Annotated in this window: 28 protein-coding genes; 13 read left to right on the forward strand and 15 right to left on the reverse strand. The window is 70.2% G+C overall.

Annotation, left to right across the window (positions count from 1 at the left end; genetic code table 11):
• Nucleotides 1-152 precede the first annotated feature (152 nt).
• A complete protein-coding gene (locus VF632_RS04485; RefSeq protein ID WP_331021711.1) occupies nucleotides 153-833 on the reverse strand; it encodes a redox-sensing transcriptional repressor Rex in 681 nt (226 codons plus the stop codon).
• A gap of 151 nt (nucleotides 834-984) precedes the next feature.
• Here VF632_RS04485 and VF632_RS04490 point away from each other — a divergent pair, with 151 nt between their 5' ends.
• A complete protein-coding gene (locus VF632_RS04490) occupies nucleotides 985-1,431 on the forward strand; it encodes a type II toxin-antitoxin system VapC family toxin (protein WP_331021656.1) in 447 nt (148 codons plus the stop codon).
• A gap of 333 nt (nucleotides 1,432-1,764) precedes the next feature.
• On the opposite strand, the gene rsmA is transcribed toward VF632_RS04490, so the two are convergent.
• The 9 genes from rsmA to VF632_RS04535 all read right to left on the reverse strand — a co-directional run bounded on the left by rsmA (nucleotide 1,765) and on the right by VF632_RS04535 (nucleotide 9,396).
• Nucleotides 1,765-2,622 carry a 16S rRNA (adenine(1518)-N(6)/adenine(1519)-N(6))-dimethyltransferase RsmA gene (gene rsmA / locus VF632_RS04495; RefSeq protein ID WP_331021657.1) on the reverse strand — a complete coding sequence of 286 codons (858 nt, stop codon included), beginning with the start codon at nucleotides 2,620-2,622 and terminating at the stop codon, nucleotides 1,765-1,767.
• Nucleotides 2,623-2,627: 5 nt separating this feature from the next.
• Nucleotides 2,628-4,187 carry a GAF domain-containing SpoIIE family protein phosphatase gene (locus tag VF632_RS04500; protein WP_331021658.1) on the reverse strand — a complete coding sequence of 520 codons (1,560 nt, stop codon included), beginning with the start codon at nucleotides 4,185-4,187 and terminating at the stop codon, nucleotides 2,628-2,630.
• 14 nt (nucleotides 4,188-4,201) lie between these two features.
• Nucleotides 4,202-4,669 (reverse strand): ATP-binding protein, encoded by a 468-nt coding sequence (locus tag VF632_RS04505; RefSeq protein ID WP_331021659.1) that lies wholly within the window; start codon nucleotides 4,667-4,669, stop codon nucleotides 4,202-4,204.
• A gap of 78 nt (nucleotides 4,670-4,747) precedes the next feature.
• A complete protein-coding gene (locus VF632_RS04510; RefSeq protein WP_331021660.1) occupies nucleotides 4,748-5,080 on the reverse strand; it encodes an STAS domain-containing protein in 333 nt (110 codons plus the stop codon).
• A 151-nt stretch (nucleotides 5,081-5,231) separates the two neighbouring features.
• Complete coding sequence (pta, locus tag VF632_RS04515; protein WP_331021661.1) at nucleotides 5,232-6,215, reverse strand: phosphate acetyltransferase; 984 nt, start codon at nucleotides 6,213-6,215, stop codon at nucleotides 5,232-5,234.
• Complete coding sequence (gene coaD, locus VF632_RS04520) at nucleotides 6,212-6,709, reverse strand: pantetheine-phosphate adenylyltransferase (protein ID WP_331021662.1); 498 nt, start codon at nucleotides 6,707-6,709, stop codon at nucleotides 6,212-6,214. The genes pta and coaD overlap by 4 nt, the downstream gene beginning before the upstream one ends.
• A complete protein-coding gene (gene rsmD / locus VF632_RS04525; protein ID WP_414682881.1) occupies nucleotides 6,706-7,233 on the reverse strand; it encodes a 16S rRNA (guanine(966)-N(2))-methyltransferase RsmD in 528 nt (175 codons plus the stop codon). The genes coaD and rsmD overlap by 4 nt, the downstream gene beginning before the upstream one ends.
• 166 nt (nucleotides 7,234-7,399) lie before the next feature.
• The gene (gene recJ / locus VF632_RS04530; RefSeq protein ID WP_331021664.1) at nucleotides 7,400-9,124 is read right to left on the reverse strand and encodes a single-stranded-DNA-specific exonuclease RecJ; all 1,725 of its coding nucleotides are present in this window, start codon (nucleotides 9,122-9,124) and stop codon (nucleotides 7,400-7,402) included.
• Between the two features lie 68 nt (nucleotides 9,125-9,192).
• Nucleotides 9,193-9,396 (reverse strand): hypothetical protein, encoded by a 204-nt coding sequence (locus tag VF632_RS04535; protein ID WP_331021665.1) that lies wholly within the window; start codon nucleotides 9,394-9,396, stop codon nucleotides 9,193-9,195.
• 161 nt (nucleotides 9,397-9,557) lie between these two features.
• Here VF632_RS04535 and VF632_RS04540 point away from each other — a divergent pair, with 161 nt between their 5' ends.
• On the forward strand, nucleotides 9,558-10,127 hold the full coding sequence (locus VF632_RS04540; protein WP_331021666.1) for a GNAT family N-acetyltransferase: 570 nt from the start codon (nucleotides 9,558-9,560) through the stop codon (nucleotides 10,125-10,127).
• 97 nt (nucleotides 10,128-10,224) lie between these two features.
• Here VF632_RS04540 and VF632_RS04545 read toward each other — a convergent pair whose 3' ends face one another.
• Nucleotides 10,225-11,184, reverse strand: a complete 960-nt coding sequence (locus tag VF632_RS04545; protein ID WP_331021667.1) for a hypothetical protein — start codon at nucleotides 11,182-11,184, stop codon at nucleotides 10,225-10,227.
• A 199-nt stretch (nucleotides 11,185-11,383) separates the two neighbouring features.
• On the opposite strand from VF632_RS04545, the gene VF632_RS04550 reads away from it, so the two are divergent.
• Nucleotides 11,384-11,824 carry a transcriptional repressor gene (locus VF632_RS04550; RefSeq protein ID WP_331021668.1) on the forward strand — a complete coding sequence of 147 codons (441 nt, stop codon included), beginning with the start codon at nucleotides 11,384-11,386 and terminating at the stop codon, nucleotides 11,822-11,824.
• Between the two features lie 148 nt (nucleotides 11,825-11,972).
• Here the strand turns inward: VF632_RS04550 and VF632_RS04555 are convergent, their stop codons facing one another.
• Complete coding sequence (locus VF632_RS04555) at nucleotides 11,973-12,116, reverse strand: hypothetical protein (protein WP_331021669.1); 144 nt, start codon at nucleotides 12,114-12,116, stop codon at nucleotides 11,973-11,975.
• Nucleotides 12,117-12,128: 12 nt separating this feature from the next.
• Between VF632_RS04555 and VF632_RS04560 the strand changes: the two genes are divergently transcribed.
• A complete protein-coding gene (locus VF632_RS04560; protein WP_331021670.1) occupies nucleotides 12,129-12,398 on the forward strand; it encodes a CPCC family cysteine-rich protein in 270 nt (89 codons plus the stop codon).
• On the forward strand, nucleotides 12,391-13,971 hold the full coding sequence (locus VF632_RS04565; RefSeq protein ID WP_331021671.1) for an FAD-binding oxidoreductase: 1,581 nt from the start codon (nucleotides 12,391-12,393) through the stop codon (nucleotides 13,969-13,971). The genes VF632_RS04560 and VF632_RS04565 overlap by 8 nt, the downstream gene beginning before the upstream one ends.
• 321 nt (nucleotides 13,972-14,292) lie before the next feature.
• Here VF632_RS04565 and VF632_RS04570 read toward each other — a convergent pair whose 3' ends face one another.
• Both VF632_RS04570 and VF632_RS04575 read right to left on the reverse strand, forming a co-directional pair.
• Complete coding sequence (locus tag VF632_RS04570; protein ID WP_331021672.1) at nucleotides 14,293-14,808, reverse strand: DinB family protein; 516 nt, start codon at nucleotides 14,806-14,808, stop codon at nucleotides 14,293-14,295.
• Between the two features lie 29 nt (nucleotides 14,809-14,837).
• On the reverse strand, nucleotides 14,838-16,193 hold the full coding sequence (locus tag VF632_RS04575) for a CCA tRNA nucleotidyltransferase (protein WP_331021673.1): 1,356 nt from the start codon (nucleotides 16,191-16,193) through the stop codon (nucleotides 14,838-14,840).
• A 128-nt stretch (nucleotides 16,194-16,321) separates the two neighbouring features.
• Between VF632_RS04575 and VF632_RS04580 the strand changes: the two genes are divergently transcribed.
• The 8 genes from VF632_RS04580 to VF632_RS04615 all read left to right on the forward strand — a co-directional run bounded on the left by VF632_RS04580 (nucleotide 16,322) and on the right by VF632_RS04615 (nucleotide 23,886).
• Nucleotides 16,322-16,795 (forward strand): hypothetical protein, encoded by a 474-nt coding sequence (locus VF632_RS04580; protein ID WP_331021674.1) that lies wholly within the window; start codon nucleotides 16,322-16,324, stop codon nucleotides 16,793-16,795.
• Nucleotides 16,796-17,311: 516 nt separating this feature from the next.
• The gene (locus VF632_RS04585; RefSeq protein WP_331021675.1) at nucleotides 17,312-18,427 is read left to right on the forward strand and encodes a 3-oxoacyl-ACP synthase III family protein; all 1,116 of its coding nucleotides are present in this window, start codon (nucleotides 17,312-17,314) and stop codon (nucleotides 18,425-18,427) included.
• A gap of 38 nt (nucleotides 18,428-18,465) precedes the next feature.
• Entirely contained in the window at nucleotides 18,466-19,095 is a 630-nt protein-coding gene (locus tag VF632_RS04590; protein ID WP_331021676.1) for a hypothetical protein, read from the forward strand.
• Nucleotides 19,096-19,350: 255 nt separating this feature from the next.
• Complete coding sequence (locus tag VF632_RS04595) at nucleotides 19,351-19,740, forward strand: DUF2281 domain-containing protein (RefSeq protein WP_331021677.1); 390 nt, start codon at nucleotides 19,351-19,353, stop codon at nucleotides 19,738-19,740.
• Nucleotides 19,737-20,123, forward strand: a complete 387-nt coding sequence (locus VF632_RS04600; protein WP_331021678.1) for a type II toxin-antitoxin system VapC family toxin — start codon at nucleotides 19,737-19,739, stop codon at nucleotides 20,121-20,123. The genes VF632_RS04595 and VF632_RS04600 overlap by 4 nt, the downstream gene beginning before the upstream one ends.
• Before the next feature lie 97 nt (nucleotides 20,124-20,220).
• Nucleotides 20,221-21,045, forward strand: a complete 825-nt coding sequence (locus VF632_RS04605; RefSeq protein WP_331021679.1) for a hypothetical protein — start codon at nucleotides 20,221-20,223, stop codon at nucleotides 21,043-21,045.
• A 25-nt stretch (nucleotides 21,046-21,070) separates the two neighbouring features.
• A complete protein-coding gene (locus VF632_RS04610) occupies nucleotides 21,071-21,595 on the forward strand; it encodes a hypothetical protein (RefSeq protein ID WP_331021680.1) in 525 nt (174 codons plus the stop codon).
• Between the two features lie 173 nt (nucleotides 21,596-21,768).
• On the forward strand, nucleotides 21,769-23,886 hold the full coding sequence (locus VF632_RS04615) for a DegT/DnrJ/EryC1/StrS family aminotransferase (protein WP_331021681.1): 2,118 nt from the start codon (nucleotides 21,769-21,771) through the stop codon (nucleotides 23,884-23,886).
• Nucleotides 23,887-23,972: 86 nt separating this feature from the next.
• Here the strand turns inward: VF632_RS04615 and VF632_RS04620 are convergent, their stop codons facing one another.
• Nucleotides 23,973-26,162: a glutamine synthetase III gene (locus tag VF632_RS04620; protein ID WP_331021682.1), complete on the reverse strand. Its 2,190-nt coding sequence runs from the start codon at nucleotides 26,160-26,162 to the stop codon at nucleotides 23,973-23,975.
• Nucleotides 26,163-26,221: the final 59 nt, after the last annotated feature.

The raw sequence follows: 26,221 nt of genomic DNA on the forward strand, positions 1-26,221 counted from the left end.
GTGCGGAGCGCACCGATTTCCGACGTGACGCGTACTGTGGGCCTTCCAGATGTTTGGTCGGTCATATGACCGGAAAGTATAGCCGGGCGGCGGAGTGCGGGCAACGCACCGCGCCCCCGGGCAGGCACAATCGGGGCGGTCGTGCACGGAGGTCAGCGAGGGTTGAGGGCGAACGAGAGGCCTTCAAGCTCCAGCGTCACGTCCACGTTCTTCAGCACCACGCCCCGGGGCACCTTCAGCCGCACGGGGGCGAAGTTCAGGATGCCGCGCACTCCCGCCGCCACGATGCGGTCGGCCACCTGCTGCGCCGCGTCCGCCGGCACGGCCAGGATGGCCATCTCCACCTGCTCGCCGGCCAGCGTGCGCTCCATCTCCTCGTCGGCACACACCGTCAGCCCGCCCAAGGTGGTGCCCACCTTGCGCGGATCGGAATCGAACACGGCGCGGATGTGAAAGCCGCGCGCCTCGAAGTCGCGGTAGGAGAACAGGGCGGAGCCCAGCTTGCCCGCTCCCACCAGGGCCACGCGCCAGGTCTTCTGCAGCCCCAGGATCTCGCGGATGCGGCCCAGCAGCTCCTGCACCGAATAGCCCAGCCCCCGCTTGCCGAACGAGCCGAACAGCGACAGGTCCTTGCGCACCTGCGCGCTGGTGGTGCCGCCCCGTTCGGCCAGCTGGCCGCTGGAGATGGTTTCGGCGCCCGCGGCATCGGCTTCCTGCAGCAGGCGAAGGTACAGCGAAAGCCGGCGCACGGCCGACTCGGAAATCTTCTTCATGCGCGTGACGCAGCCCGCGACGGCAGGCGCCGATCCTTCCCGGCGCCCAGCTTGTGAAATCGTTCACAAGATAGGTGCGAGGCTGCGAAGCGTCAACGCGCGCGCCGAATGAGCCACAGGTGCGACCAGTTTCCCGCCCCACCTCCCGCCGCGCGGAGTGAACGGTTATGCTTTGCAAATGGACAAGCCGACGCTATACTTGGAGACGAGCGTGATCAGCTACCTGGCCGCGCTCCCCAGCCGCGACCCGACCACGGCACGCAACCAACGGATCACGCGCGAGTGGTGGGACACGCGGCGGAAGGACTTCGAACTCCATAGCTCGGGGTTCGTGATCGAAGAGGCGGAACAGGGGGACGAGGTCTATGCGAGAAGGCGGCTGGCATTGCTGAAGGGCATCAACCTGCTGCCCGCCCAGCCGATTGCCGAACGACTGGCCTCGGAACTGCTCCGCTCCATCCCGCTTCCTGCGAAGGCCGCGCAAGATGCCTCGCACATTGCGATCGCGGCTGTCGGCGGAATGGGTTATCTTCTGACGTGGAATTGCAAGCACATCGCGAATCCGCGTCTGCAACTGCGGATACGGCAAGCCGTTCGGAAGGCTGGCTTCGTCGAGCCGTTGCTCTGTACCCCGGCGGACCTGATGGCCGGGCGGTAGGGGCCGGCGGACGCGAATCGAGGAGGAAGCATGTGCTGCGAAGAGTTTGCTGACGATCAGGAGTGGGAAGACCCCATTGTGAAGGAGATTCACGAAACTCGCGAGCGCCTTGCGGCAAGGTTTGGCTACGACGTTCCCGCGCTGTTCGCTCACATCCGGGAGCGCGAGGCCGATTCCGGGAAGCGGGGCGTCGTCTTCGCGGATCCGTCGGGGCAACCTCGGCGGTCGCCGCGGGACAGCCGCGCTCCCGATGCCGCTTGATCGTAGATCCGACATTCGAATGGACGAAAGGCGCCTCTCGCGAGGCGCCTTTCGTGTTGCGTGCTCCGGCGATCAGCCGGGATCGCCGCCGGGCGCGGACTTCGCGGCGTGGCCCGCCGAACGCAGCGCGCGGGCGAGGTCGATGAAGCGCTCGGGGGCGAACGATTCCGGGCGCGCGGTCAGGTCCATCCCCGTCTCTCCCTCCAGGCCCTGCACCTGCTCGGGAGACAGGCTGTACGCGTCGCGGAGGATGCGCTGGAACTGCTTGCGCCGCTGGCCGAACGCCGCACGCGTGAGCACCCGCAGTGCGGCCTCGTCGTCCTCCGTCAGCGGCGGCGGGTTCAGCGGCACGATGCGGATGACCGTCGACATCACGTCGGGCGCCGGGCGAAACGCCTCGCGGCTGACGTTCAGCACGCGCTCCACCTTCGCCACGGCACGTACCCCCACGGCCAGCGCGCCGTACGTCTTGCCCCCCGGCGGCGCCAGGATGCGGTCCGCCACCTCGCGCTGGATCATCACCACGATCTCGGCGGGCCGTGGCCGCCGCTCCAGCAGCCCGAAGATGATGGGCGTGGTGATGTTGTACGGGATGTTGCCGATCACCTTCAGCCGCGAGGGGTCCGCCGAGATGCGCTCCAGCGGCACCTGCAGCACGTCCTCGTGCACGATCTCCACCGACGCGTCGCCGGCGAAGCGCTCCTCCAGCCGTGCCGCGAGCGTGTTGTCCAGCTCCACCAGCACCAGCCGGCCCACGCGCCCGGCCAGGTGCTGCGTCAGCGCCATCCGCCCCGGCCCGATCTCCATCACCTCGTCGTCCAGGGACGGGCGAAGGGAGTCTACGATCTTTCGCTGGATGTTGGGATCGACCAGGAAGTTCTGCCCCAGCGACCGCTTGGCGCGGTGGGGGGCGGCGGGATCGCGCGGCATGGCGCTCAGAAGCGGACGACGACGGCGGTGCGGTCGTCGGGCGGAACGTGCGTGGCCTCGCCGGCCCGGTCGAACAGGCGCGCGCAGATATCCTCGGGGGGCTCGCGGCGCATGTCGGTCGCCACCTCCAGCAGCACCCGCTCGCCCTCGATCTCGCCCGCGTCCAGCGCGTCGGAAAGTCCGTCGGTGAAGAGAAAGAGAAGGTCTTCGCCGCTCACCCACTCCACCGTGGTCTCGGCGTAGGTGTCGCGGTCGACGATGCCGAACGGCGGGTCAGTGGCGGCCAGCCGCTGGGCCTCGCCGCTGGCCAGGATGCGGAAGGCATGGCCGTGGCCCGCGTTTGAGTAGGTGAGCGTGCCGGCGGCGGGATCGATCACCGCGTATACCAGCGTCAGGTACATCTCGGTGTTTTCCAGCTCGTCGATCACCGCGCGGTGGGTACGGTGAAGCACCTCGGACGGGGCGTCGCCCTCGGAGGCGTGGATGGCCACGGCGCTGATGGTGAGCGCCATGATCAGCGCCGCGCCGAACCCATGGCTGCTGACGTCGCCGATCAGCACGCCCAGGCGGTTGTTGGGAAGCCGGAAGAGGTGGTAGAAGTCGCCGCCCACCGATTCGGCCGGCACGCATCGCGCGGCCACCTCGGCGTAGCCCCGGAACTGCTCCAGCGGGGGAAGCAGCTTCAACTGGAGGTCGTGCGCCAGCTCCAGTTCGCGCGCCAGCCGCTGCTGCCGCAAGGACTCGGCGATCAGCCGGTTGTTCTCGACCGCGGCGCCGATCTGGCTGGCGATGGCCGACAGCAGCTTCAGGTCGCCGGCCGAGAAGCCCTCGTTGGTTTCGCGCCCGATCAGGTTGATGACCCCCACCGCCCGGGTCTCACCCTCCGGCGGGGTGTAGCTGACGGGGACGGACAGGAACGAGCCCCGCTGCCGCGCGCCGCTCGTGCAGTCCTCGCGCTGGTACTCCTCGCCCGGCCCCAGGAGCACGTGGCGCCCCTCGCGGAACACGGCCGCGGTGATGGAGCATGGGTCGTCGACCGCCACCGGCTCGGAGTGCCCTTCGCCCCCCACCACTGCGGCCAGCCGGATCATCCCCGTGTCGCGGTCGTGCACCCACAGGGCGGCGCGCCGGGCGCTGAGGATGCTGGCCACCTCGCCCAGGATGGTGCGCGCCGCGTTCTCCAGCGAGATGATGGAGCCCAGGATCTCGCTGATGGAGTACAGCAGCGTGATCTCTTCGTAGCGCTCACCGATCTCGCGGCTGAAGGAGCGGATCTCGTCCTCGTGCTTGGCCGCGCGCGCCAGCATGGCGCCCAGGAACCGCGCCGCGGCCGCCGAGTCCTCGGCCGTGCCGTCGCGGATCTCCACGCGCAGCGCCGTCCCGGGCACCTCCGCGGCCGCGTCGGCCGAGCGGCCGTCCGCGGCGGGGTGAGCGCCCGCCGGGTCCCAACCGTCGCCCGTGCGCTGCCAGACGAGCGCGGCTTCGCCGAATGCCCGGCGAAAGTCGTCGAGCACGCCGCGCGCGGAGGCGGGAAGGCGGGGAGGGCTGGGGGCGGCCGTAGTCACCGGGATTGCGGGGGTTACTCGCCCGAGGCGCGGCGCCGCGACTCGTCGCGGCGCAGCACCAGGCGAACGCAGTTGCCCGCGTCGTTGTAGCGCACCTCGTCCATCAGCGTGCGGATCAGGAAGATTCCGCGCCCGCCGCAGAGGTCGAGGTTTTCGGGAAGGGTGGGATCTGGCACGTGGCCGGGGTCGAAGCCGGTGCCCTCGTCCTGCACCTGGACGGACACCGCGTCGCGCGACAGCTCCACCTCCACGCGCACGCGCTTGTCGGGGTCGCTGCCGTTGCCATAGATCATGGCATTGGCCAGCACCTCGGCCATCCCCACGCGAAAGTTGAGGGTCAGCCGCGCGCCGTCGAAGTCGTAGGCCCGCAGCCGGTCGGAGAGGTAGCCCACGGCTCCCTCGATGACCCGCGGGTCGCTGGGCAGCTCCAGCACGAACACGCTCTGCTCGGGGGGAGCGCCGCCGATGTCGGGTTTCGCCATGTGCCTAGCGCAAACGCGGCCGGCCGTGCCGGGCACCAGCCCCGGAACGGCCGCCGGACCGTTGCAGTGTGGGCCGGATCAGAAGCCCGTGAGGGCCGCTTCGCGAGTGTCTGCGATGTTGAACAGCGTGTCGAGCTTGGTGAGCTCGAACAGCGTCCGCAGGTCCTCGTTCAGGTTGGCCAGCCGCAGCTCGCCACCCTGCTCGCGGATCTTCTTCGACAGGCTCACGAGCACGCCCAGGCCGGACGAATCGATGTAGCCGGTGTTGGAGAAGTCGATGAGAAACTTGCGCTCCCCGCCTTCCAGCTCGTCGAGCACCTTCTGCTTCAGCTCCTGGCGGTTGCCCACGATGAGCTGCCCATCCACATCGACCACCACCACACCATTGTTCTTGCTCGTGTGGAAGCTCATGACTCCTCGGTATCCACGGTTCCGGGTAAAGCACCCTGGGCATGCCGGGGCAAGCGATGTGCCACCTCCGGCCCAAAACGCGGAGGCCGGCCCGGCCCTTCCGCTGTACGGAGCACACGGTAGGGCGCGGGGCGCGCTTGCGCAATAAGCGTCACCCCGCCAGCAGGCCGGTGATGCAGGCCACGTTGACGATGTCGGCGGGCGTGGCGCCGCGTGAAAGGTCGTTGCACGGCTTCGCCAGCCCCTGCACGATGGGACCGACCGCCTTCGCGTGGGCAAGCCGCTGCGTGAGCTTGTAGGCGATGTTGCCCGCGTCCAGGTCGGGAAAGATCAGCACGTTGGCCCTCCCCGCCACGGCGGACCCCGGCGACTTGCGTGCGCCGACGGACTCGATCAAGGCCGCGTCCGCCTGCAGCTCGCCATCCGCCGGGATGCCGGGCGCCTTTTCGCGAAAGATCTCCAGGGCCCGCCGCACCTTGTCGATGGACGGCCCCGCCGCGCTCCCCTTCGTGGAATACGAGAGAAAGGCTACGCGCGGCTCGTCGCCCACCACCTTTCGCCGCGCGTCCGCCGCGGCGACGGCGATGTCGGCCAGCTGCTCGGCCGTGGGGTCCGGAACGACGGCGGCGTCGGAGTAGCTAAGCACCTCTTCGCCCTGGCCGCGGAACGGGGGCACCACCATGTAGAAGGTGGACGACACCGTGCGGATCCCCGGCGCCGGGCCGATCGCCCAGATCGCGGCGCGCATGACGTCCGCCGTGGTGCTCACCGCCCCCGCGACGCATCCGTCCGCCTCGCCCGCCGCGACGAGCAGCGCGCCGAAGAGCAGGGGATCGGCGGCGAGGCGGTGAGCATCGTCCTCCGTCATCCCCTTCGCCCGGCGGCGTTCGAACAGGAGCGACGCCAGCAGGGGCCGGCGCGCGTCCGCCGCCGGGTCCAGCACCTTCACCTGCCCCGCCCCGAGCCGCCTCAGCTCGGCGGCGATCTCCGGCCCGCCCACGACGAGCGGGCGTGCGAGCCCGTCCGCGTGCAGGCGGGCGGCGGCCACCAGCGTGCGCTCGTCCGCGCCCTCGGGAAGCACGATGCGGCGGGGGTTGGCCCGGGCCCTCGCGTGAACGGAATCCAGGAAGCTCATCGCGCCCCGAAGCGCTCCGTCAGCCGGCGGAGCACGGCGGGGGAGACGAACGGGGTGACGTCGCCGCCCAGCGAGGCGATCTGCCGCACCAGCGAGGACGACAGGTACGAGTGCTCCAGGTCCGGCGCCAGGAACACGGTTTCCATCGCTTCCCACAGCTTGCGGTTCATCAGGGCCATCTGGAACTCGTATTCGAAGTCCGAGACGGCGCGCAGCCCGCGCACGATGATGGTGGCGCCCTGCGACTTGGCGAAATCCACCAGCAGCCCCTGGAAGGCCATGGGCTGCACGCGCGGCTCGTCGGCGAAGGTGTCGCGGATCATCTCCACGCGCTCCTCGACGCTGAACATCCCGCTCTTCACCTGCGTGGCGCTGTAGGCCACGGCCACGATCACCCGGTCCGCGAAGCGAAAGCTGCGGCGGATGATGTCTTCGTGGCCCAGGGTGACGGGATCGAACGATCCGGGACAGACCGCGATGCGCTCTGCGCTCATTCGGGCGCCGGGATGAAGGTGAGCTGGGTGTCGCCGTAGCGGCGGGTGCGTGCGCCGGGAAGTTCGGGCAACTCGTCGCCGCGGCCGTGCTCCACGCACAGCAGCGCGGCGAACGGCGTGGCAGCGAAGGCCCGCACGATGGCCTCCGCGAATCCCTGGCCGTACGGCGGATCGGCAAAGGCCACGTCGAAGCCGCCGGCATCGAGCCCCGCAACGTACTTCACCGCGTCGGCCTTTACGATCTCGATTCGGCCAGCGGCGTCCAGGGCGGCGACGTTGTCGCGCAGCACCTTGAGCGCGGGCGCGGCCTGTTCGACGAAGACGGCGTGCTCGGCACCGCGGGAGAGCGCTTCCAGCCCCAGCGCACCGGAGCCGGCGAACAGGTCCAGCACGCGGGCGCCGGGAAGGTACGGCGCCACGACGGACATCCACGCCTCGCGCACGCGGTCCGTCGTGGGCCGCGTCGCCCGCCCCGGCGGCGCGGCGATGCGCCGTCCGCCCCACTCCCCCGCGACGATTCTCACCGGCACCCGCTGGTTGTGGTTCCCCCTCCCCCTCCCCCGCAAACGGCGCGGGAGAGGGGGGAACTTCGATTGCGTCTCGACTGGGGTCGGCGCATTCCGCTGGAGGCCCCTCCCCCAGCCCCTCCCCCGGCAAACTGCGCCGGGAGAGGGGGGAACTTCGACCGCGCTATTCAGACGGGCGGAGGTCCACGAGCTTGGCCTGCACGCGCGTCTGGCCGTTGTAGTGGTTCTCCTCCAGCTTGAACGCCACGTCAAGCAGCGACGCCCCGAAGCCGGGCTCCTCGCAGCGGTCGGCCATGTTGAAGCCGATGGCATCCAGCTTTGCCCCGTACGCGCCCAGCGTGAGCTTCAGATGCCCCTTGCCGACCACCTTCTGGTCCACGACCGCCACGCCGCGCGCCGCGAACACCGGCGTGGCGTTCCCCGCGCCGAAGGGGCCCGCGTGCTTGAGCATGCGGACGAGGTCCAGGTCCGCGTGGCGCAGCTCCATCTCCAGGTCGATGCGCACCTCGGGCACCAGGTCGTCTTCCGTGAGCGCCGCGCGCGCGGCGTCGTTGAAGGCTTCGCGGAAAGCGTCGACGTTCTCGCGGCGGATGGTGCACCCGGCCGCCACGCGGTGTCCCCCGAAGCGCTCCAGGTGGTGGCCGCAGGCGCGCATGGCGTCGTACAGGTGAAAGCGCGAGATGGACCGCGCGCTCCCCTTCCCTTCGCCGTGCTCGTCGAGCGCGATCATCACCACCGGGCGATGGAGGCGCTCCACCAGCCGCGACGCCACGATGCCGATCACGCCCGGGTGCCAGCCGTCGTGCGCCAGCACCACGCCGTACTGGCGATCCGGGTCGTACCCGAACTCCAGGGCCGCCATCGCCTGCTTGAGCGTTTCGCCTTCCACCGTCTGCCGCCAGCGGTTGTCGGACTCCAGCGACTGGGCGATCTCGTCGGCCTCGCGCGGATCGTCCGTCAGCAGCAGCTTTACGCCTCGCTGCGCCTCGCCCATCCGCCCCACGGCGTTGATGCGTGGCGCGAGCTGGAAGGCCACCTGGGTGGAGGTGATCTCGCCCTTGTCCATCAGCCCCGTCACCCGCAGCAGGGCGCGCAGGCCGGGGTTGGGTGTTTCGCGCAGCACCTTGAGGCCCCAGCGCACCAGCGCGCGGTTCTCTCCCGCCAGCGGCGCCACGTCGGCGATGGTGGCGATGGCCACCAGGTCCAGAAAGCTGAACAGCTTCTCGACGGGGTAGCCGATCTCGTCCGCCAGCGCGCAGCACACCTTCCACGCCACGCCCACGCCGGCCAGCCCCTTGTCGGGATAGCCGCAGTCCACCCGGTTGGGGTTCACCGCGGCGACCGCGGCGGGAAGGGTGGGACCCGGAGTGTGATGGTCGGTGACGATGACGTCGATTCCCGCGGCCCGGGCGCGGTCGATGGACGCGTGCGCCACGATCCCGCAGTCACCGGTGAGGATGAGCGTGGCGCCCATCTCGGCGGCGGCGCGGATGCCGGCGTCGGAAAGGTCGTAGCCGTCCTGGATGCGGTGCGGGACGAACGGAAGCGCCACGGCACCCATCATCCGCAGGGCGCGGACGTAGAGCGCCGTGGCGCAGATGCCGTCGACGTCGTAGTCGCCGTGGACCAGGATGATCTCGCGCCCGTCGATGGCCTTCTTCAGCCGCGCGACGGCGTCGCCGATGCCGGCCAGGGCCGTAGGGGCGTGGATGTGCCCGGGACTGGGCCGCAGAAACCCGCGCGCCGCGTCCACCTCGGCATGCCCGCGAAGCACGAGCAGGCGGCAGAGCGGCGCCGGAAGGCGAAGCTCGCGGCAGAGACGGTCGACGGCGGCCGGGTCGGGCGAGGGAGAAAAGACCCAGCGGCGCGCGGCAAGGACGGCTGACATTGTAAAAAGCTAGCCGCGTGCACGCCGAACACGCAACCCGATCCACGGTCCGCCACCGCGCGTGCGGGCTAGTGCGCGAAGAAGTAGAGCACGGAGGCGGCCACCACCAGCACGGAGACGATGAGCGTGGCCACCTGGGCTACGCTGCGCCCCGGGCCGGGCACGGGGTCCTTCTGCTGCGGGACGGGCTGCGACCCTCCCTGGAACGGCGGTTCCTTGCGGTCTTCGGCCACGTTGGTCTGCTCCGGCGCGGTGGTTGGGGTTGGGTGCACGCTGCGGCCCGGCCCTGCGCAACGGGCATGCCGGGGAGGTCGCGGAACCGGAACCGGCGACGTGGAACCGGGTGGACGACACTCTCCGGTGCTGGCGCGGACTCCGATCTCGCCTACTTTCGTACGTCGCCATTCACGCAATCAGGCACTCCCGACCTTCCATGACGCTCGATCCGCCCAACCTCACCACCGAACGCGTCATCGTGCGCATGGCGCAGCCGGACGACGTTCCCGCGATCGCCCGCTACTTCGTCGAGAACCGGGAGCACCTGGCGCCCTCGCGCCCGCTGATGGCGCCCGAGTTCTACACCGAGGCGTTCTGGGCCGTGCAGGTGCGCGCCAATGCCACGGAGTTCCGCGAGGGGAAGAGCGTGCGCACGTTCCTGTTCGACCGTGCCCACCCGGAGCGAGTGATCGGCAACGCCAACTTCACGCAGATCTTTCGCGCGCCGGCGCACTACTGCGTGCTCGGCTACGGGCTGGACCGGGCGTACGAGGGCCGCGGGATGATGCGCGAAGGGCTGGAGGCGGCGCTGGGGTACATGTTCCGCGAGCAGAACCTGCATCGCATCGAGGCCAACTACGTGCCCCGCAACGAACGAAGCGGCGGCCTGCTGCGGCGCCTGGGCTTCGTGGTGGAGGGCTTCGCGCGCGACTACCTGCTGCTGAACGGAAAGTGGGAGGACCACGTGCGGACGAGCTTGACGAACCCGGATTGGCGGCCGTGGTGAGGGGAGTGCGTGAGTGCGTGAGTGCGTGAGTGCGGAAGTGAAAAAACTCACCCCCGAGCGGATGGCCGTTCGAGGGTGAGTGCGTTTGCGATCGCCCTCAGCGGGGCGGCGCGGGGAAGCGGATGGTGTCGCGCGGCGCGTTGGGGCGCGGCAGCGGTGCCGGCGGCGGCGTTTCGGGGCGCGGCTCCGGGACCGTTTCCCGCGGCGTGGGCGCGGGTGGCGGCCGCTGGGCCGGGGGCCGCTGCGCCGGCGGGCGCTGCTGAACCGGCTGCCGGGGCTGGGCCGCGGGCGGGCGCGGCTGAGTGGCCGCCGGACGCTGCGGTTGAGCCACCGGTGGACGCTGCGGTTGAGTCACCGGCGGACGCTGCGGCTGGGCGGCCGGCGGCACCCCGGGCTGCATCACAGGCGGCACCGCGCCCGGCATCGGCTGCCCGGGTGCGGGCTGCGTTCCGGCCGGGGGCACCACCACGCCGGCGCGGCGGAGCGAATCCATGCGCAGGCTGTCCACGCGCGTCGAGTCTACCGGCACGTAAATGGGCGCGCCGCCCAGCAGCCGGCGGAACGGCGGCCCGCTCACCCGGCGCACCAGCGCGGCGCGCGTTCCCCGCGGCCAGCTTTCCACCGCGCTCTGGAAGGTGGTCAGTTCCACCCACAGGGTGTCGCGCCGAACGTGGCCTGCCACGAACTGCCCCGTCCCGCCGCTGAACAGCACCAGCGAGATCGCGCTGTCGCGGCGCACCTCGCCTACGATGGGGAAAGCCACGCCGGCGCGCAGGTACTGCCCGGCGATGGAATCCAGCCGCTGCGTCGCGATCTGGAAGTCGCCCGGGGGCGTCAGGGCATACACCTTCTCGCGCACCAGCGTGGTGTCGGAGGCCGGGATTTCGAACCCCGCGAACCGCCACAGCCCGCGCACCTCCGGCAGCCCCGCGCGCGCCTCCGGCGACGGCCGCTGCAGCGGCGGAAGCGGCTGAACCTCCACCGACTGCGCCTCCTCGCACGCGCCCGCGGCCATTGCCGCGCAGCAGACCAGCATCGCTCCCCGCCGTGCTCGCACCTTGTTTCCTCTTCCCCGTGATTGAACCGCCGCCGTTCCGCGCGCGAACCTCGCATCCTCCGTGCCCGGCACGCAAGTTTCACGGCCTTGGAACGGTTGACATCATCTCCCGCCATCCCTAGCTTGGATAGAGGGAAATCCTTGCCCTTGCGGCGCTTCTGTTCACCTCCTCCGCTTTCGTCCTTTCGCAGCGAACCCGATGCCCATCACCGCACGCATGTCGCCGGACCAGTTGGACGCGGTTCTTCGCGAGGCGCTCGAGGCCAACGGCCAGCGCTTCACGGATCAGCGCGCCGCCGTGTACCGCTTCCTGCGCAGCACCACGGACCATCCCTCCGCGGACGAGGTGTTCACGGCGGTGCGCGGAGACATCAGCGACATCTCGCTGGCGACGGTCTACAAGGCGCTCGAAACGTTGGTGAGCTGCAGCCTTGCCGTGAAGCTGACGTACGGCGACGGCTCCGCCCGCTACGACGCGCGCACCGACGACCACTACCACTCCCGCTGTCTGGTCTGCGGGCAGGTGCGCGACGTACCCGGCGAGCCCCACGAAGTGCTGCCCCACATAGACGCGGGAGCGGGGTTCCAAGTGCGCGGCTACCGGGTGGAGGTCGTGGGCCTGTGCCCAGCCTGTGTCTGATGACGCCCTCCGCCGGCCAGATCTACGCTCCCCGCCCGGGGAGCGTTTTTCGTTTCGGGCGCGGATGACGGCCGCTGCGCGGTTTTCGGTCGGTGGCGCGTTCTCCATCCCCGAGCGTGGATGCGTGATCGTGCACGGCTCGATCGCTTCAGGCCATCTCGCCCCCGGTATGATCGTCACTGCCGGCCCTCCCCGCGGCGCGCGCTTCCAGGAGCCCATCCACGCCGTCGGGAGTGTTCGCCCCCGCGCGGACGACCCCGAAGAAGTCGCGCTCGTCTTCCGGTGCCTGCATCCACACTTCGGCGTGTGGTGGCCGCCCCTCTTCGCCCCCGGGCAGGTGCTCCTCATTCCCGTCGATCCCGTCCTTCACCCCTGCCACTGCTGCGGATTCCATACGCTCTCAGAGGCAGAGCGCGGCACCTACGAGATCTGCCGCGCCTGTGGTTGGGAAGACGACGGCGCGCAGTCCGATGACCCCGACCACCGGGGCGGGGCCAACACCGAGAGCCTGAACGAGGCCCGCGCCGCGTTCCGAGCCGCGCATCCACACCTGTTCCCATCGCCCGATGCGTGATCCGTTCGCGGCCGCCGGCGTGTCTCTCCCCGATGGTCCTCCGTCCGCGTTCCGTGGCGAGTTCTGCGTGGAAGGAGCGCGGCGCACCGCGTTCTCCGAGCACTCCGGAATCCTGCTCTCCGTCCCTGCCGCCGTCGCCGTGCCCCAGGACGCGGACGACGTCTCGGCCCTGCTGCGCTGGGCGTGGGACCACCGCGTGCCCGTGGTACCGCGCGGGGCGGGAACGGGGATGCCGGGCGGAAACATCGGGCCGGGAGTGGTGGTGGACCTCGCGACGCACTTCCGGCGCGTCGGGACCGTGGATCCCGACCGACGGACGGTCGACGTGCAGCCCGGCGCCACACTCGCGGAGGTGAACGCCGCCGCGAGCCGCCACGGGCTGCACTTTCCCGTGGACCCGTCCAGCGCCGAGCGCGCTACGATGGGTGGGTTGATCGCGAACAACTCCGGCGGCGCTCACACCGTCCGCCACGGCTCCACGCGGCGCTGGGTGCAGTCCGTGGACGTAGTCTGGGACGACGGCACCCGGTCCACGCTGACGCGCGGTATCCCCGCGCACGACGAGCACGCCCGCGCTCGCCTGGCCCGCGTGGACGAGGCCATCGGGACACACCGCGACGGGATCGAGCGCGCGTGGCCGCGGGTGCGCAAGAACTCGTCAGGCTATGCCCTGCGCGAGTACCTGCAGACCGGCGATGCGGTGGACCTGCTCGTCGGCAGTGAGGGGACGATGGGGCTCGTGGTGGGCGCCACGGTCCGGCTGGAGCTCGTCGCCGCGCACCGCGGGCTGGCGCTCGTGGAGTTCACGGACCTGGAAGCGGCGGGGGCGGCCGTGCTGCGCATCCTGGAGCTGGGCCCCGCCACGTGCGAGATGATCGACCGCACGTTCATCGACCTGGTGCGCGACTCGGGCGAGGACCCCGGCTACCCGCTCGGTGAAGGGCTGGAGGCCATCCTGTTCGTGGAGATGGAGGGCGAATCGGTGGAGGCCGTCGCGGATGCGCTGGAGCGGGTGCGCGATGCGATGGCGGGCGCGGCGCACCGCGTCTCCCTGGCGGTCGACCCACACCAGCAGGAGCGGTTCTGGCACGTGAGGCACGCCGCCAGTCCTTTGATCGCCAGGATGGCCGGCGGGCGCGTGTCGATGCAGTTCATCGAAGACGGCGTGGTGCCGGTAAATCGCCTTCCCGACTACATCCGCCTGCTGAGGAGCATGCTCGAACGGCACGCGCTGCCGGCCGTCATTTTCGGCCACGCGGGCGACGGTAACCTGCACGTAAACCCGCTGGTGGACATCGCGAAGCCAGGGTGGCGGGAAGAGGCGGAGGCGATCGTGTACGAGGTGGCGGAGGGCGTAGAACGGCTGGGGGGCACCATGTCCGGCGAACACGGGGATGGCCGTCTACGTGCGCCCGTGCTGGAGACCATCTGGGGGGCTGAGATGGTGAGCCTTTTCCGTGCGGTGAAGGACGCGTTCGATCCGCGCGGCATCCTGAACCCCGGCGTCATCCTTCCGCTCCCCGGCCAGCGCCCATTGGACGCCATCAAGTACGCGCCGGTGCTGGCGGACTGAAGGGGCCCCTCCCCGCACGGTACTGCTGTGCGGAGAGGGGAGACATCTTCGATCGAGGTTCGACGGGCTGCGTCGCATACCGCGGGAGCCCCTCTCCCCGGCCCTCTCCCCCGCAAACAGCGCGGGAGAGAGGGAGAACTGCACGATCCTTCCGGGCGTGCCACACACTCCAACTCACTCCACGGCAAGCCAGTCCACGAAGGTGGACTTCGTGTGGTCGTTGCAGCGAATTCATTCGCCCGTGCAGGGCCGAGGCCTCGGTACCATGACCGCTGCCGCGCCCCCACTGCGGTTCATCAGCCAGGTGCGGGCTGGCAGCGGTCAGCACCCTGCCAGCCGGCGGACGATCTTGCTCGTCGTGATCACCTGGCCGGTGTGGCGCTGGGTGTGCTCCGCCGCGTGGAATAGCAGACCCAGCACGTTGCTCGGAAGCTGCTGCCGGCCCACGCCCCGGAACTCCAGCAGCGTGTCGGGCGACGTGGCGCGGATCTGCGCCAGGGCCCGGTCAACCGTGGCGTGCACCGCACCGACCAGGTCCGCGTCCGTACGGGGCGGATCGCCCGGTTCCTGCTCGGCGCGCAGATACGCGAACTGCTCCTCACTCAGCGCCTCGCCACGCGCGTAGGTGAGCAGCCGGTCCAGGCTGCCCGCCGCGTGCGCCAGGTGAAAGCCCACGGACGCAGCCCCTCCCGGCTTCGCCCACAGTTCCTCGTTCGACAGGCCGTTCGCGGCCGCCTCCATGTCCTCGGCCGCGCCGATGAGCGCATGGGCAGCCGGCATCAGCAGCGGATGCACGCCCTGCACGGGTCCCCGCATCCAGGCTTCAGGATTGGTCATCGCGTTTCTCTCCACAAATCGTCCACGCGTCACCTCTCGGGCGACGAGATGCGCTCGCGGACCATCCGCGTCAGCGTGTCGCGGTCGTTGAGCGATGGGTCGTCGGTGACGCGCTCCAGCAGGTCGCGCAGGATCTCGCCGTAGAGCGGACCCGGCGGCAGCCCCAACCCGCGCAGCTCCCCGCCGCCGATCGCCAGGTCGCCGATCTCCAGCGGGGCCTGCTGCCGAAGTTCGCGGCGAGCACGCCTCCACAGGCGGCTGGTCTCGTTTAGACGCGGATCGTCGTCCCCACGCGCCCGCAGGTCGGCAATGCGCAGGCGGAAGAGGTCGTGCAGGTACTCCTGCCCGATGCGCCGCAGCCAGCGCCGCAGCTCCGGTGCGGAAGCGTCGGGTGCCGGAAACCCGGAGTGCTGCGCCACCAGGTGCACTGCCCGATCGACCTCGGCGTTGGAGAACTTCAGGCGCCGCATCAGCACGTGCGCCGTCGCCGCGGCGGCCGCGGCGTGGTCGGGAAAGCCGGCACCCGACTGCGTCCGCGGCTTTCCCGCATCGTGCAGCAGCGCGGCGACGCGGAGGGAGGTGCGGTGCGCGGGCACCCGGTCGACAGTCCGGAGCAGGTGCGTCCACACGTCACTGTCCCCATCCGCCACGCCGACGCACGCTTCCAGTTCGGGGTACAGGTGCCGCAGCGCGCCGCACTGCTGGTACAGCGCCAGCGAGACGGACGGGGGCCGCACCTGCCGCAGCACCTTGAGCAGCTCTTCGCGAACGCGCTCGGCCGAGAGGTGCACCAGCTCCGGCGCGGCGGCCCGGGCGGCGGCCCAGGTGCCGTCCTCGATCGCCAGCCCGAAGCGGCCGGCGAAGCGCAGCGCGCGAAGGACGCGCAGCCGGTCTTCGCGAAAGCGCTCCTCGGCCTCGCCGACGGTGCGCAGCAGGCCGGCGCGAAGGTCGGGCACGCCGCCGTGCGGGTCGCGCACCTCGCGCGTGAGCGGGTGCCAGGCGACGGCGTTGATGGTGAAGTCGCGCCGCCGCAGGTCTTCGTCCACCGTCTGCGCGAAGATCACTCGCGCGTGCCGCCCGTCGGTTTCGACGTCGCGGCGAAAGGTGGTCACCTCGTACAGCCGTCCGTCGCGCCCCAGCACGCCCACGGTGCCGTGCGCGACGCCCACGGGAACGGTGCGCCGGAAGAGGCGCTGCACGTCGCCCGGGCGCGCGGCGGTGGTGAGGTCCCAGTCTCCCGGGTGGCCGCCGGACAGGGCGTCGCGCACGGCACCGCCCACGGCCCAGGTCTCGAACCCGGCATCCTGCAGCCGGCGCGTGATACGGACCACGTCGTCCGGCGCGTGCAGGTCCGGGCGGGGCGAATCGTGATCGGATACGGTCACGCGGACACTCGCGGACAGCGTGCGGAACGGAGCACGCAAATGGGTATGCGGGAACGACTTGGCGAAATGGGCACGATGCGTTAGATTCTGCGGTCCGCGAAAAGTTCCCTCCACACCCGGTGCTGCCTGTGACCCTCCCCGACCTGCTGGACCGCTCCTCCGCGGCCTCTCCCTTTCGTGAAGCCCTCCTTCGCTTCATCAACGACGGCCGCTCCAGCGAGCGAATCAGGTTCGGCTACGGCTGCCCACCGGTAAAGGTTCAGCGGACGCTGCACAAGGCGCTGGTAGAATACCCGGCTCTCCCCATCGAATCAATCGAGCTCCGCGCCTCGTCGGGCTGCGAGTACTTCCGCGGCACGCTGATCGTGCGCACGCTCACCGAAGAACGCCACATCGCCTTCCACTGGGATTGCAAGTGGCGCGCGGAGAGCGAGGGCTGGCGCGACTGGTTCGGCTTTCCCGACCAGACCCGCGCCGCGCGCGAGTTCGACTGGGACTGCTTCCGCGCGTGGAAAGAGGATGAGGTCATCCAGGTGGCCCCGCTGCTCGTGATGGAGCAGGACGCCGCGCGGCCCGTGATGGTGGACGCCATCCTCGCCTGACGCACCCGGCTTCCAACGGTCTCCGGCCGCCCTCGCCATGAGGGCGGCCGGATTCGTTCTCCTCGGCCATCCACCGGCGGCACGTCGCTACGGGATGCCCGCGGAACAGCGCGTGGAGCGTACCGCTCAAAAAAGGCCGTCCCGTTTTGTGATTCGCTATCCTCCTGATGGGCTGGTACGCGCAAAGTTTTCTGCGTACTGAACCATATTTCGGTTGCAGATGAGTGGTTTAGTGCTCGGAGTGGCACGTGCAATCAGGATGTGCCGCAGAACGGGGACGCCGAGCCAGAGCGCGCTACTTACCTGGCCCATAAGCACTTGCGCTCAGTCGTACCGGTTGGGACGCGGTCGTGGTATACGGTATTCAGGACGAGATCGGGGGGCTTGCGCGAAAGGGCGATGTTAAGGCATTATGTGTGCGGATGCTATCCGACGCATTTCCCTGCGAGACAAATTTTCTCTCCCTGGCCCACCACCCCGCCAAGCCGCGGTCCTTATCCATCCCCCGGAGCTACCATGATTCAGCTGTCGAACGCGTTCGGCACGCGAGGCGTTCGCGTGGTCGGTGCGGGAGCCTACGTGCCGCCCCGCGCAGTGAGCAACGAACACATCACACAGGCCATCCCCGGCTGGTCGGCCGAGTGGGTCGCCGAGAAGACGCAAATCCAGGAACGCCGGTTCCTGTGGGACCTGAACCCCGAATCGGGCGTCACCACGGCTCCCACCGCCGTGGCGGGACAGCCCGTGAACAACACCGACATGTGCGAGGCCGCCCTGCGTCGCGCCATGGAGATGGCCGGCATCGAGGGGCATGAGCTCGACGCCGTGTTCGTGGTCACCTGCACCCCCGACCGGGTGAACTTCAGCCACGACGCCATGGAGGTGCACCGCCGCGTGGGGTGCCGACCCGACTGCTTCGGCCTGCAGATCGACGATGGCTGCGGCGGCACCCCGTACGTGACCGACATGGTGTACAAGATGATCCGCAGCGGCGCCATCCGCACCGCGGCGGTCATCGGCAGCGCGTTCACCTCGGCGCTCGTGGACCGCGACGTGTGGAGGGGCGACGTGGCGTCGACGCCGGGCCGCAAGCGGCTGCCTGCAGCGTTTGGCGCGTACGTGTTCGGCGACGGCGCGGGGGCCATCATCCTGCGCGGCGACGGGCGCCCGGGCGAGGGCATCATCTCGTCCATGTCGGGCAACGACTACCTGCAGCTGGTCATCCGCCGCGCCGGCGGGCTGGAAAGCCGCATGGCGCTCGTCGCCAACCGCGCCGACGAGGCGTTCGTGGTAGACGGGCACCTGGTGGCCCGGTCGTATCCCACCTACATGAACGCCTGCATCGACGGCGTGCTGGCCGAGCAGCCGGAGCTCGCTCCGCTGGTGCAGCGGTACTACTTCCACCAGCCCAACAAGCGGCTGATGGACACCTTCGTCAGGCAGTCGGGGCTTCGCGCCGACCGCGTGGCGTGCAACGTCGACCGCTACGGCAACACCTCCGCCGCTGGAATGCTGATCCTGCTGGCCGAGGACCTGGAACAGGGCGTCGTGCAGCTGGGCCGGGGCGACCTGGTGCTGATCGCGGCCGTCGGCGCCAACGTTCACTACGGCGCCCAGCTCATCCGCCTGTAGCCGATCTCCCATCACTCTTCATCGCAAGGATTCTGCACATGTACTCCCGCTCTGTTGCTGCCCTCGCGCTCGGCATGCTCCTCGCCGCCTGCGGTGATGCCCCCGCGGGCACCGACCGCCACGCCGCCCCTGGCGACGCTGCCCTGTACGGCGGCAGCGCCGAGGTGATCAACTCGTCGCCCCAGACCGGCGCGCGCCCCACGGTGCTGCGCTTCCGGTCGGTGGAAGACCCCGACTTTCCGGCGGACCGCGCCGTCTGCGCGCAGGCGCCCTTCCAGGCGAACGTGTTCCTGGGCGCCTCGCTGTGGTCGGAGGCGGGCACCGCCTCGTCGGGCCGCATCGTGAACAACGGCGTCCGCCGGGTGGGCAGCGCCACGGCCTGCCTCCGCATCACCGATCCGCGCTTTCCGCCGGGGCTGCCGCAGCAGTTCTACGCGCGGTTCGACACTCCCGAGGGCGTGTTCACGGCGTCGGGTGCGTGCACGCTGATCAGCAACGACGTGCCCCGCCCCGGGCTGGTGATGGGCGGCTGCCACCTGGGCGTGGTGGACGGGCCGTCGTGGATGGCAGGCGGCGCGGTGACCAGCCTGAGCATCTTCAACCCCGCGAAGCTGGCCGGCTTCGCCACGGGCTCGGAGTGGACCGTGCAGTTCTATCCCGAGTCCTGACCGGCGGGTGGCGCCACCGGAGCGAAATCCCGGGCCGGTTCTCCACCTTTCGAGATGAATTGCAGGCCGTCCCTCCAGGGGCGGCCTGCTTCTTTTCATTCGCGTCCGCGCGGTGGCGGGTGGCGGTTTGGAAATCCGGCATCCACGGCACCATATTTCACTCTGTCCACTTGCGGCACCGCAATCCTCACGCGGGGCGGGTTCCCCAGGGTACGCGTTGTGCCGCGTCATCCATTCCGATGATCCGGAGATCCCATGCGCCGTACGGCAGTGATGGACGAGAAACCCGTTTTCGACGTGATCCTCGACTGGCACGTGATCCCCACGCGCCGGAGCTGGCTCGTCTATGATGGCGGTGAGCTGATCCGCGATGTCGAGTTCACGCGGGAGGAGGACGCGATCGCGTTCGCAAGGGAGAAGGCCGCCCAGAGCAACGCCTCGGAACCCGATCCCAGCAAGCATCGCAAGGTGGTGATCTCGACACGCGAGATGTTCAAGACGGTGGTCGAGAACGGCGTCGAACGGTTCGTCACGTTGCCTGGCGAGCCGCCGCCACAGCGGCGATTCGGAAGCATGCGTGGCATGGTCTGGATGTCTCCGGACTTCGACGACCCGCTCCCGGAGTTCGAGGAGGACGACGAATGAGGTTCCTTCTCGACACCCACGCGTTCATCTGGCTCCTGAGTGGCGGGCCGGAACTCTCGGGGAATGCGCGTGCGATGACTCTCGATCCTAGCAACGAGCTTCTGGTCAGCACGGCCAGCCTCTGGGAGATGGGCATCAAGTCGAACCAGGGGAAGCTATCCCTAGCCAAGCCATTCCCTGAGTTCATCAACGGCGGACTCCGGGAACACAACATTGCTCTGCTTCGGATCGAGCTTCAGCACATCCTTGAGTTCGAGCAGTTGCCGCGGCATCACAAGGACCCGTTCGACCGCATGATCGTGGCACAAGCGCTGGAGGAGAACGTACCGGTGATCGGGCGGGACCGGATGCTGGACGAGTACGGCGTGGACCGGCGCTGGTGAGAGTCGGACCGTGGGCTCGGGCGCGGACGAGGTGCCGCGTCTTGCCCCCTGAAGCTGGCGGGGCCACTTTTCACCCGTCCCGCCACCCGCCCGTTCGATGATGAACTACCCGCGCCTGCTCCTGGCCGCCGCTCTCACGTTCGCGTCCGTGCCCGCCGCGGGCCAGGGCTCCCCGTTCCGCGTGGACCGCTGCCCGGTAGCGGAGGACGTCCGGGGCTATCCCGTGTGGGTGAAGGCCGGGGATGGAACCGCACTGGATTCGGCGTACGCGCACGCCCTGGCCGACGCCGTTGCGCGCCGCTGGGAGCCGCCCAGCCGGCGCCGGGGGAGCATCCCGGGGCTGAGCCGCCTGCGGAGCCGCATTCTGCCGCCGGAGCCGCGCTGGCCGGAAGACTGGTCGCCTGAGGCGCGCCACGTGGCCCGGGCCGAAGTAACGCTCCGGCGCACCGGACGGCCTGCCCTGCTGCGCGTCGTGCAGCCGTCGGGCGACCGCGCCTTCGACCGGTCGCTGGAGCCGATCTTTCGCGACGGGGCACCGGCCAGCCCCGACCTGCCCGCGCTACTCGCCGGGCTCGCGGGCGATTCGCTACGGGTGACGATCGGGTTCGGCGGGGCGCCGGAAGCCGGCGCACCCGTGGTGCGGTTCGCCGTGCACCAGGAGCCCGTCCGCGTGGTCCCGGGCAGCCTGAACGTGTCACGCCCGGCGCAGTCCGGCGGAGACCGCCCGCCCGCCGCCACCGTCAAGTACGACGTCGATCCCGCCGGGCGAGTGATCCCCGGCTCGGTGGAAGTGCTCGACAGCTCCGACCGTGCCTTCGCCGCGGCCGTTCGCGACGGCCTGATGCGCGCCCGGTTCACCCCGGCACAGTCCAACTGCCGCCCCGTATCCCTCAGCGTGGTCCAGACCTTCGGCGGCCGCTGAATCCCTCTCGCCCAACAGCTACCACGTGAACCACCCGACGAACCTTCCGCCCGACGAGCTGGCCCGCATGATCGTGCAGGCCGCGGAGCAGGCGGAGCAGCAGGGCTACTGGCACGGCGAAGGCCCCGTCACGGAAGACGCGGCCCGGCACCTGTCGCACTTCCTGGGGCTGCTGATGGCCGGCGACGACGACCTTCACCGCCGCGAGCTGGACGTGTACGGGCGCGTGTTCCACGCCGCGGGCAAGGGCGAGCACTCGCACGACGACCTGCGCACGGCGGCGATGGAAAGCATGGAGATGGCCAACGACCCCGACGCGCTCCACGCCTTTCTGACCGAGACGCCGGCCTACCTGCGCGCCATCCTGGAGATGGACCGCGAGCGCGGCACCCGCAACGCCGACCAGGTGGTGACCGCGTTGAGCGGCTTGGGCTTGGCGCTCCTGACGGCGGATGGCCGTGAGACGGTGGAAGAAGACAGCCTGTTCACCACGCACCTGAACCACCTGCGCGGCGAGCTGGACGCGTACGGCGTCGCCGCCGGGGGCTGACCCGGCACTCCCGCAGACGGGCCGGCGCACGCCGAGCGGGGCTTCCCCGATCTGCGGTTCCTTCCGCTCGTCCCGTCTGCCCGGTCGTTTCTTCCTCCTGCAACTCGGAAATGCAATCTCAGCATACCGCCTGCAATCGGCCACAAAATGAACAGTTTGAGCGCGCGAGCCCCATGCGTGTGCTGGTTACGGGCGGACTCGGCTTCGTCGGCGGGTACGTCTGTGCCGAGCTTGCGCGGTGCGGCATAGAGGCCGTCGCGGTAGACAACGGCTGGTTCAACGGCGAGCCGCTGGAGCCCGCGGCCGTTCTCGAGGTGGATCGACGCCGCGCCCGGCTGGCCGCGCTGGACGGGGTTTCGTTCCGCGAGGTGGATTTGCGCGACCGCGAGGCGGTGCACGCCGTGGTGGCCGACTGCCGGCCCACGCACGTGCTGCATCTCGCCGGACTTTCGCGGGCCGACGTGGCGTCCCGTGCGCCGCAGCTCGCATTCGAGGCGAACCTGGCTGCTACCAACGCGCTGCTGCTGGCGTGCGAAGCGGCGGGTGGGGCACAGCGGGTGGTTTTCGCCTCGTCGTCACTGGTCTATGGGTCGTTCGAAAGCGACAGCGCGGCAGAGACGCACCCGACGCGGCCGGAAGAGCCCTACGGCGCCAGCAAGCTCGCCGCCGAGGTGCTGGTCACCGCGTGGGGCCGTCGCACGGGGGTGGAAGCCGTGATCGTACGCGCCAGCGCCGTGTACGGGCCGGGAGACTTCAACGGCCGCGTAGTGCAGCGGTTCGTGGACGCGGCGCTCGCCGGGCGCGAGCTGGAGCTCTTCGACAACGGCGACGAGAAGCTCGACTTCACCTGGGTCGAGGACGCGGCGCGCGCGCTGGTGCTCGCCCTTGACGCACCGGACGCCGCGGGCGAGGTGCTGAATGTATCGGCCGGCGACGCGCGGCCGCTGCGCACGCTCGCGGAAGTGGTACGGACGTACATCCCCGAAGCACGGCTGGTGCCCCGTCCGGAGCGGCCGCGGCGGCCGCGGCGTGGCACGCTGGACTCCGCGAAGACGCGGCGGGTTCTCGGTTTCGAGCCCCGCGTCCCCCTGGAAGAAGGGGTGCGCCTCCTGGTCGCGCACGCCGGGCGTGCGGTTCCGGACCGCGCCGTGCCGCGCGTGGACGCGCCCGCGCCCGTGCCGCTGGGTGCTCCCTCCATCGGCGAGGCCGAGCTGGCGGCGGTTGCGCGCTCGCTGCGCAGCGGCTGGCTGACCCACTCTCCCGAGAACGAGGCCTTCGAGGCGGAGTTCGCACGACACGTGGGGGTGTCGCACGGGCTCGGGCTGAACTCGTGCGCCAGCGCGCTGCAGCTGGCGCTGGAGGCCTCGGGCGTTCGCGGCGAGGTGATCGTCCCCGCCTTCACCTACGTCGCGACGGCCAATGCGGTGGTGCGCGCGGGGGCCACGCCGATCTTCGCCGACGTGGAGCCGCTCACGCTCGGGCTGGACGTAGACGCGGTGCGCGCGGCGATCGGCCCGCACACCGAGGCCATTCTGGCGGTGCACATCGCGGGCGCTCCCTGCGACATCGGGGCGCTGGCCGAACTCGCCCGCTCGCATGGACTGCTGCTGGTGGAAGACGCGGCCCAGGCCGCGGGCGCGCAGGTGGACGGCCGCCGCGTGGGCTCGTTCGGCGGCGCCGGCTGCTTCAGCTTCTTTCCGACCAAGAACATGACCACCGGCGAAGGCGGCATGCTGGTGTCCGGCGACGAGCGGCTCGTCGCCCGGGCACGCGCGCTCGCCTCGCACGGGGTGGACCGGAGCCCCCGCGCCCGGCCCGCCGTCCCGTGGGCGCGCCGCATCACCGAGCCGGGCGCCAACTTTCGCCTGAGCGCCCCGCAGGCGGCCCTCGGCCGCGTGCAGCTTGCCCGGGTGGACGCCATGAACGAGGCGCGCGCACAGCTCGCCGCACGGCTGTCCGCCGGGCTTGCGGACACCGGGCTGGCACTGCCGTACCGGCGGGGCGGGACCACCCACGTCTACCAGATGTACGTAGCACGGGCCGCCCCACCGCTGCGGCGCGACGAGCTCGTTCACGCCATCCGCGCGTCGGGCGTGGAGGCCTCGGTGCACTACGACCTGCCTGTTCCCCGCGAGCGTCCGTACGCCCCGCACGCGAAAGGCCCCTTTCCCGTCGCCGAGCAAGCGGCGCGCGAGGTGCTGACGCTGCCGCTTTTCCCCGACCTCGCCCCGTCGTCGGTGGACCGCATCGTCTCCGCCGTCCACCACGCCCTCCGCGCGCAGCGGGGCTAGCGCGGGGACGAGCCCTTCGCGATGTACAACGGGCCGCTCCCGGAAAGGGGAGCGGCCCGTTGTACATCCGGCGATCGGCGTCCGCCTTACTTCACGAACAGCATGTCGCGGTACGTCGGCAATGGCCAGTAGTCGTCGGGCACCACCTTCTCCAGGCGGTCGGCGGCGGCGCGCACGGCGCCCATCGCCGGGACCACGTTGTCGCGCACGTGGTACGCCTTGCTGTGCACGGTCTCGCCGCCCAGCTCGGCGTTCTGCTCCACCAGCGCGTCCAGCGCGTCGCGAAGCTCATCCACGAGTTCGTTCACGATCTTCACCGTGCGGGTGAGCCCGCGCGTTTCCACGCCCAGCGTGCGGGTGCGGTCGGCGGCGGCCACCAGGTCGTTCAGGTAGCGCACCGCGGCCGGCAGGATCATGGTGCTGGCGATGTCGGCCGTGGTTTCGCCCTCGATGTTCACCGTCTTGAAGTACTGGTCCAGCGCCACCTCGTGCCGGCTTTCCAGCTCGCGGTGCGAAAGAACACCGTACTTCTCGAACAGCGCCCGGTTCTTCTCGCCAGGGAGCATCTCCAGCGCGTCGAGCGTGTTGGGCAGGTTCAGCAGCCCGCGGCGGGCGGCCTCGTCCTTCCAATCGTCGCTGTAGCCGTCGCCGTTGAAGATGATGCGCTTGACCTTACGGATCTCCGACGCGATCAGCGTGCGCAGCGCGTCCTCGAACGACGTTCCCTTCTCCAGCTCCGCATCCAGCAGCGTGTTCAGCTCGTCGAGCGACTCGGCCATGATGGTGTTGAGCACCGTGGCCGCGAACGACACCGACTGCGACGAGCCCGGCGCGCGGAACTCGAACTTGTTGCCCGTGAAGGCGAAGGGGGACGTGCGGTTGCGGTCCCCCGCGTGCTGCGGAAGGTTCGGCAGCACCGGCGAGCCCAGCCCCAGCAGGCCGCCCTGCTTGCTTTCCGTGGCCGTGCCGGCGCGCTCGATCTGCTCGAACACGTCCGCCAGCTGGTCGCCCAGGAACACCGAGATGATGGCCGGCGGCGCCTCGTTTGCGCCCAGGCGGTGGTCGTTGCCGGCGTGCGCCACGGTCGCGCGGATCAGGTCCTGGTGCCGGTCCACCGCGCGCAGCACGGCCGTGCAGAAGAACAGGAACTGCATGTTGTCGTGCGGTGTTTCGCCCGGCTCCAGCAGGTTGGCGCTCTCCGTTCCCAGCGACCAGTTCAGGTGCTTGCCGCTGCCGTTGACGCCCGCGAAGGGCTTCTCGTGCAGCAGGCAGGCGAGGCCGAAGTTCCGCGCCGCCTTGCGCAGCGTGATCATCATCAGCTGCTGGTGGTCGGCCGCCAGGTTGGCGTTCTCGTAGATGGGCGCCATCTCGAACTGCCCGGGCGCCACCTCGTTGTGCCGCGTCTTCACGGGCACGCCCAGCCGGTACAGCTCGCGCTCCACCTCCATCATGAACGCCAGGACGCGGTCGGGAATGCTGCCGAAGTAGTGGTCTTCCAGCTCCTGCCCGCGCGGCGGCTTGGCGCCGAACAGCGTACGCCCCGTGGTCACCAGGTCCGGCCGGCGGTAGAAGAACTCCTGGTCGATCAGGAAGAACTCCTGCTCCGGCCCGCAGGTGGCCGTCACTTTCTCCGACGTGGCGCCGAACAGGGCCAGCGAGCGCTTGGCCTGCACCGCCAGCGCCGACATCGACCGCAGCAGCGGGATCTTGGTGTCGAGCGCGTCGCCCGTCCACGACAGGAAGGCCGTGGGGATGCTGAGATAGCACCCGGCCGGCGTCGACACGATGAACGCGGGCGAGGTGGGGTCCCACGCGGTGTAGCCGCGGGCCTCGAAGGTGGCGCGCAGGCCGCCCGAGGGGAACGACGACGCGTCGGGCTCGCCCTGGATCAGCTCCTTGCCGTTGAACTCGGCGACGGCGCCGCCACCCTCGTTGGGGGTGATGAAGCTGTCGTGCTTTTCGGCGGTGCTGCCGGTCAGCGGCTGAAACCAGTGGGTGAAGTGCGAGGCGCCCTTTTCCAGCGCCCACTCCTTCATGGCCAGCGCTACCGCGTCGGCCACGGACGGGTCCAGCGGCTCGCCGTGGTCCACGGTGCGGCAGAGCGCCTTGTAGATCTGCTTCGGCAGCCGCGCGCGCATCTCCGCCAACCCGAAGGTGTTGCTGCCGAAGAGGCTTTCGATGTCCATCGGCTCGGAGGTGCCGTTGCCGTGGCGGCTGTCGGCGCCCCACCCCGTGGCGGCGGCCAGGGTGTCGAACCGGGCGGTGGTCCTGGGCATGGGCTTCTGTTCCTTGCAAGGGTTTGAGTGCTGTGTCGCGTCCATCGGGGCCGCTGCCC

It is taken from the genome of Longimicrobium sp. (genome assembly GCF_036388275.1).
Classification (GTDB): Bacteria; Gemmatimonadota; Gemmatimonadetes; order Longimicrobiales; family Longimicrobiaceae; genus Longimicrobium.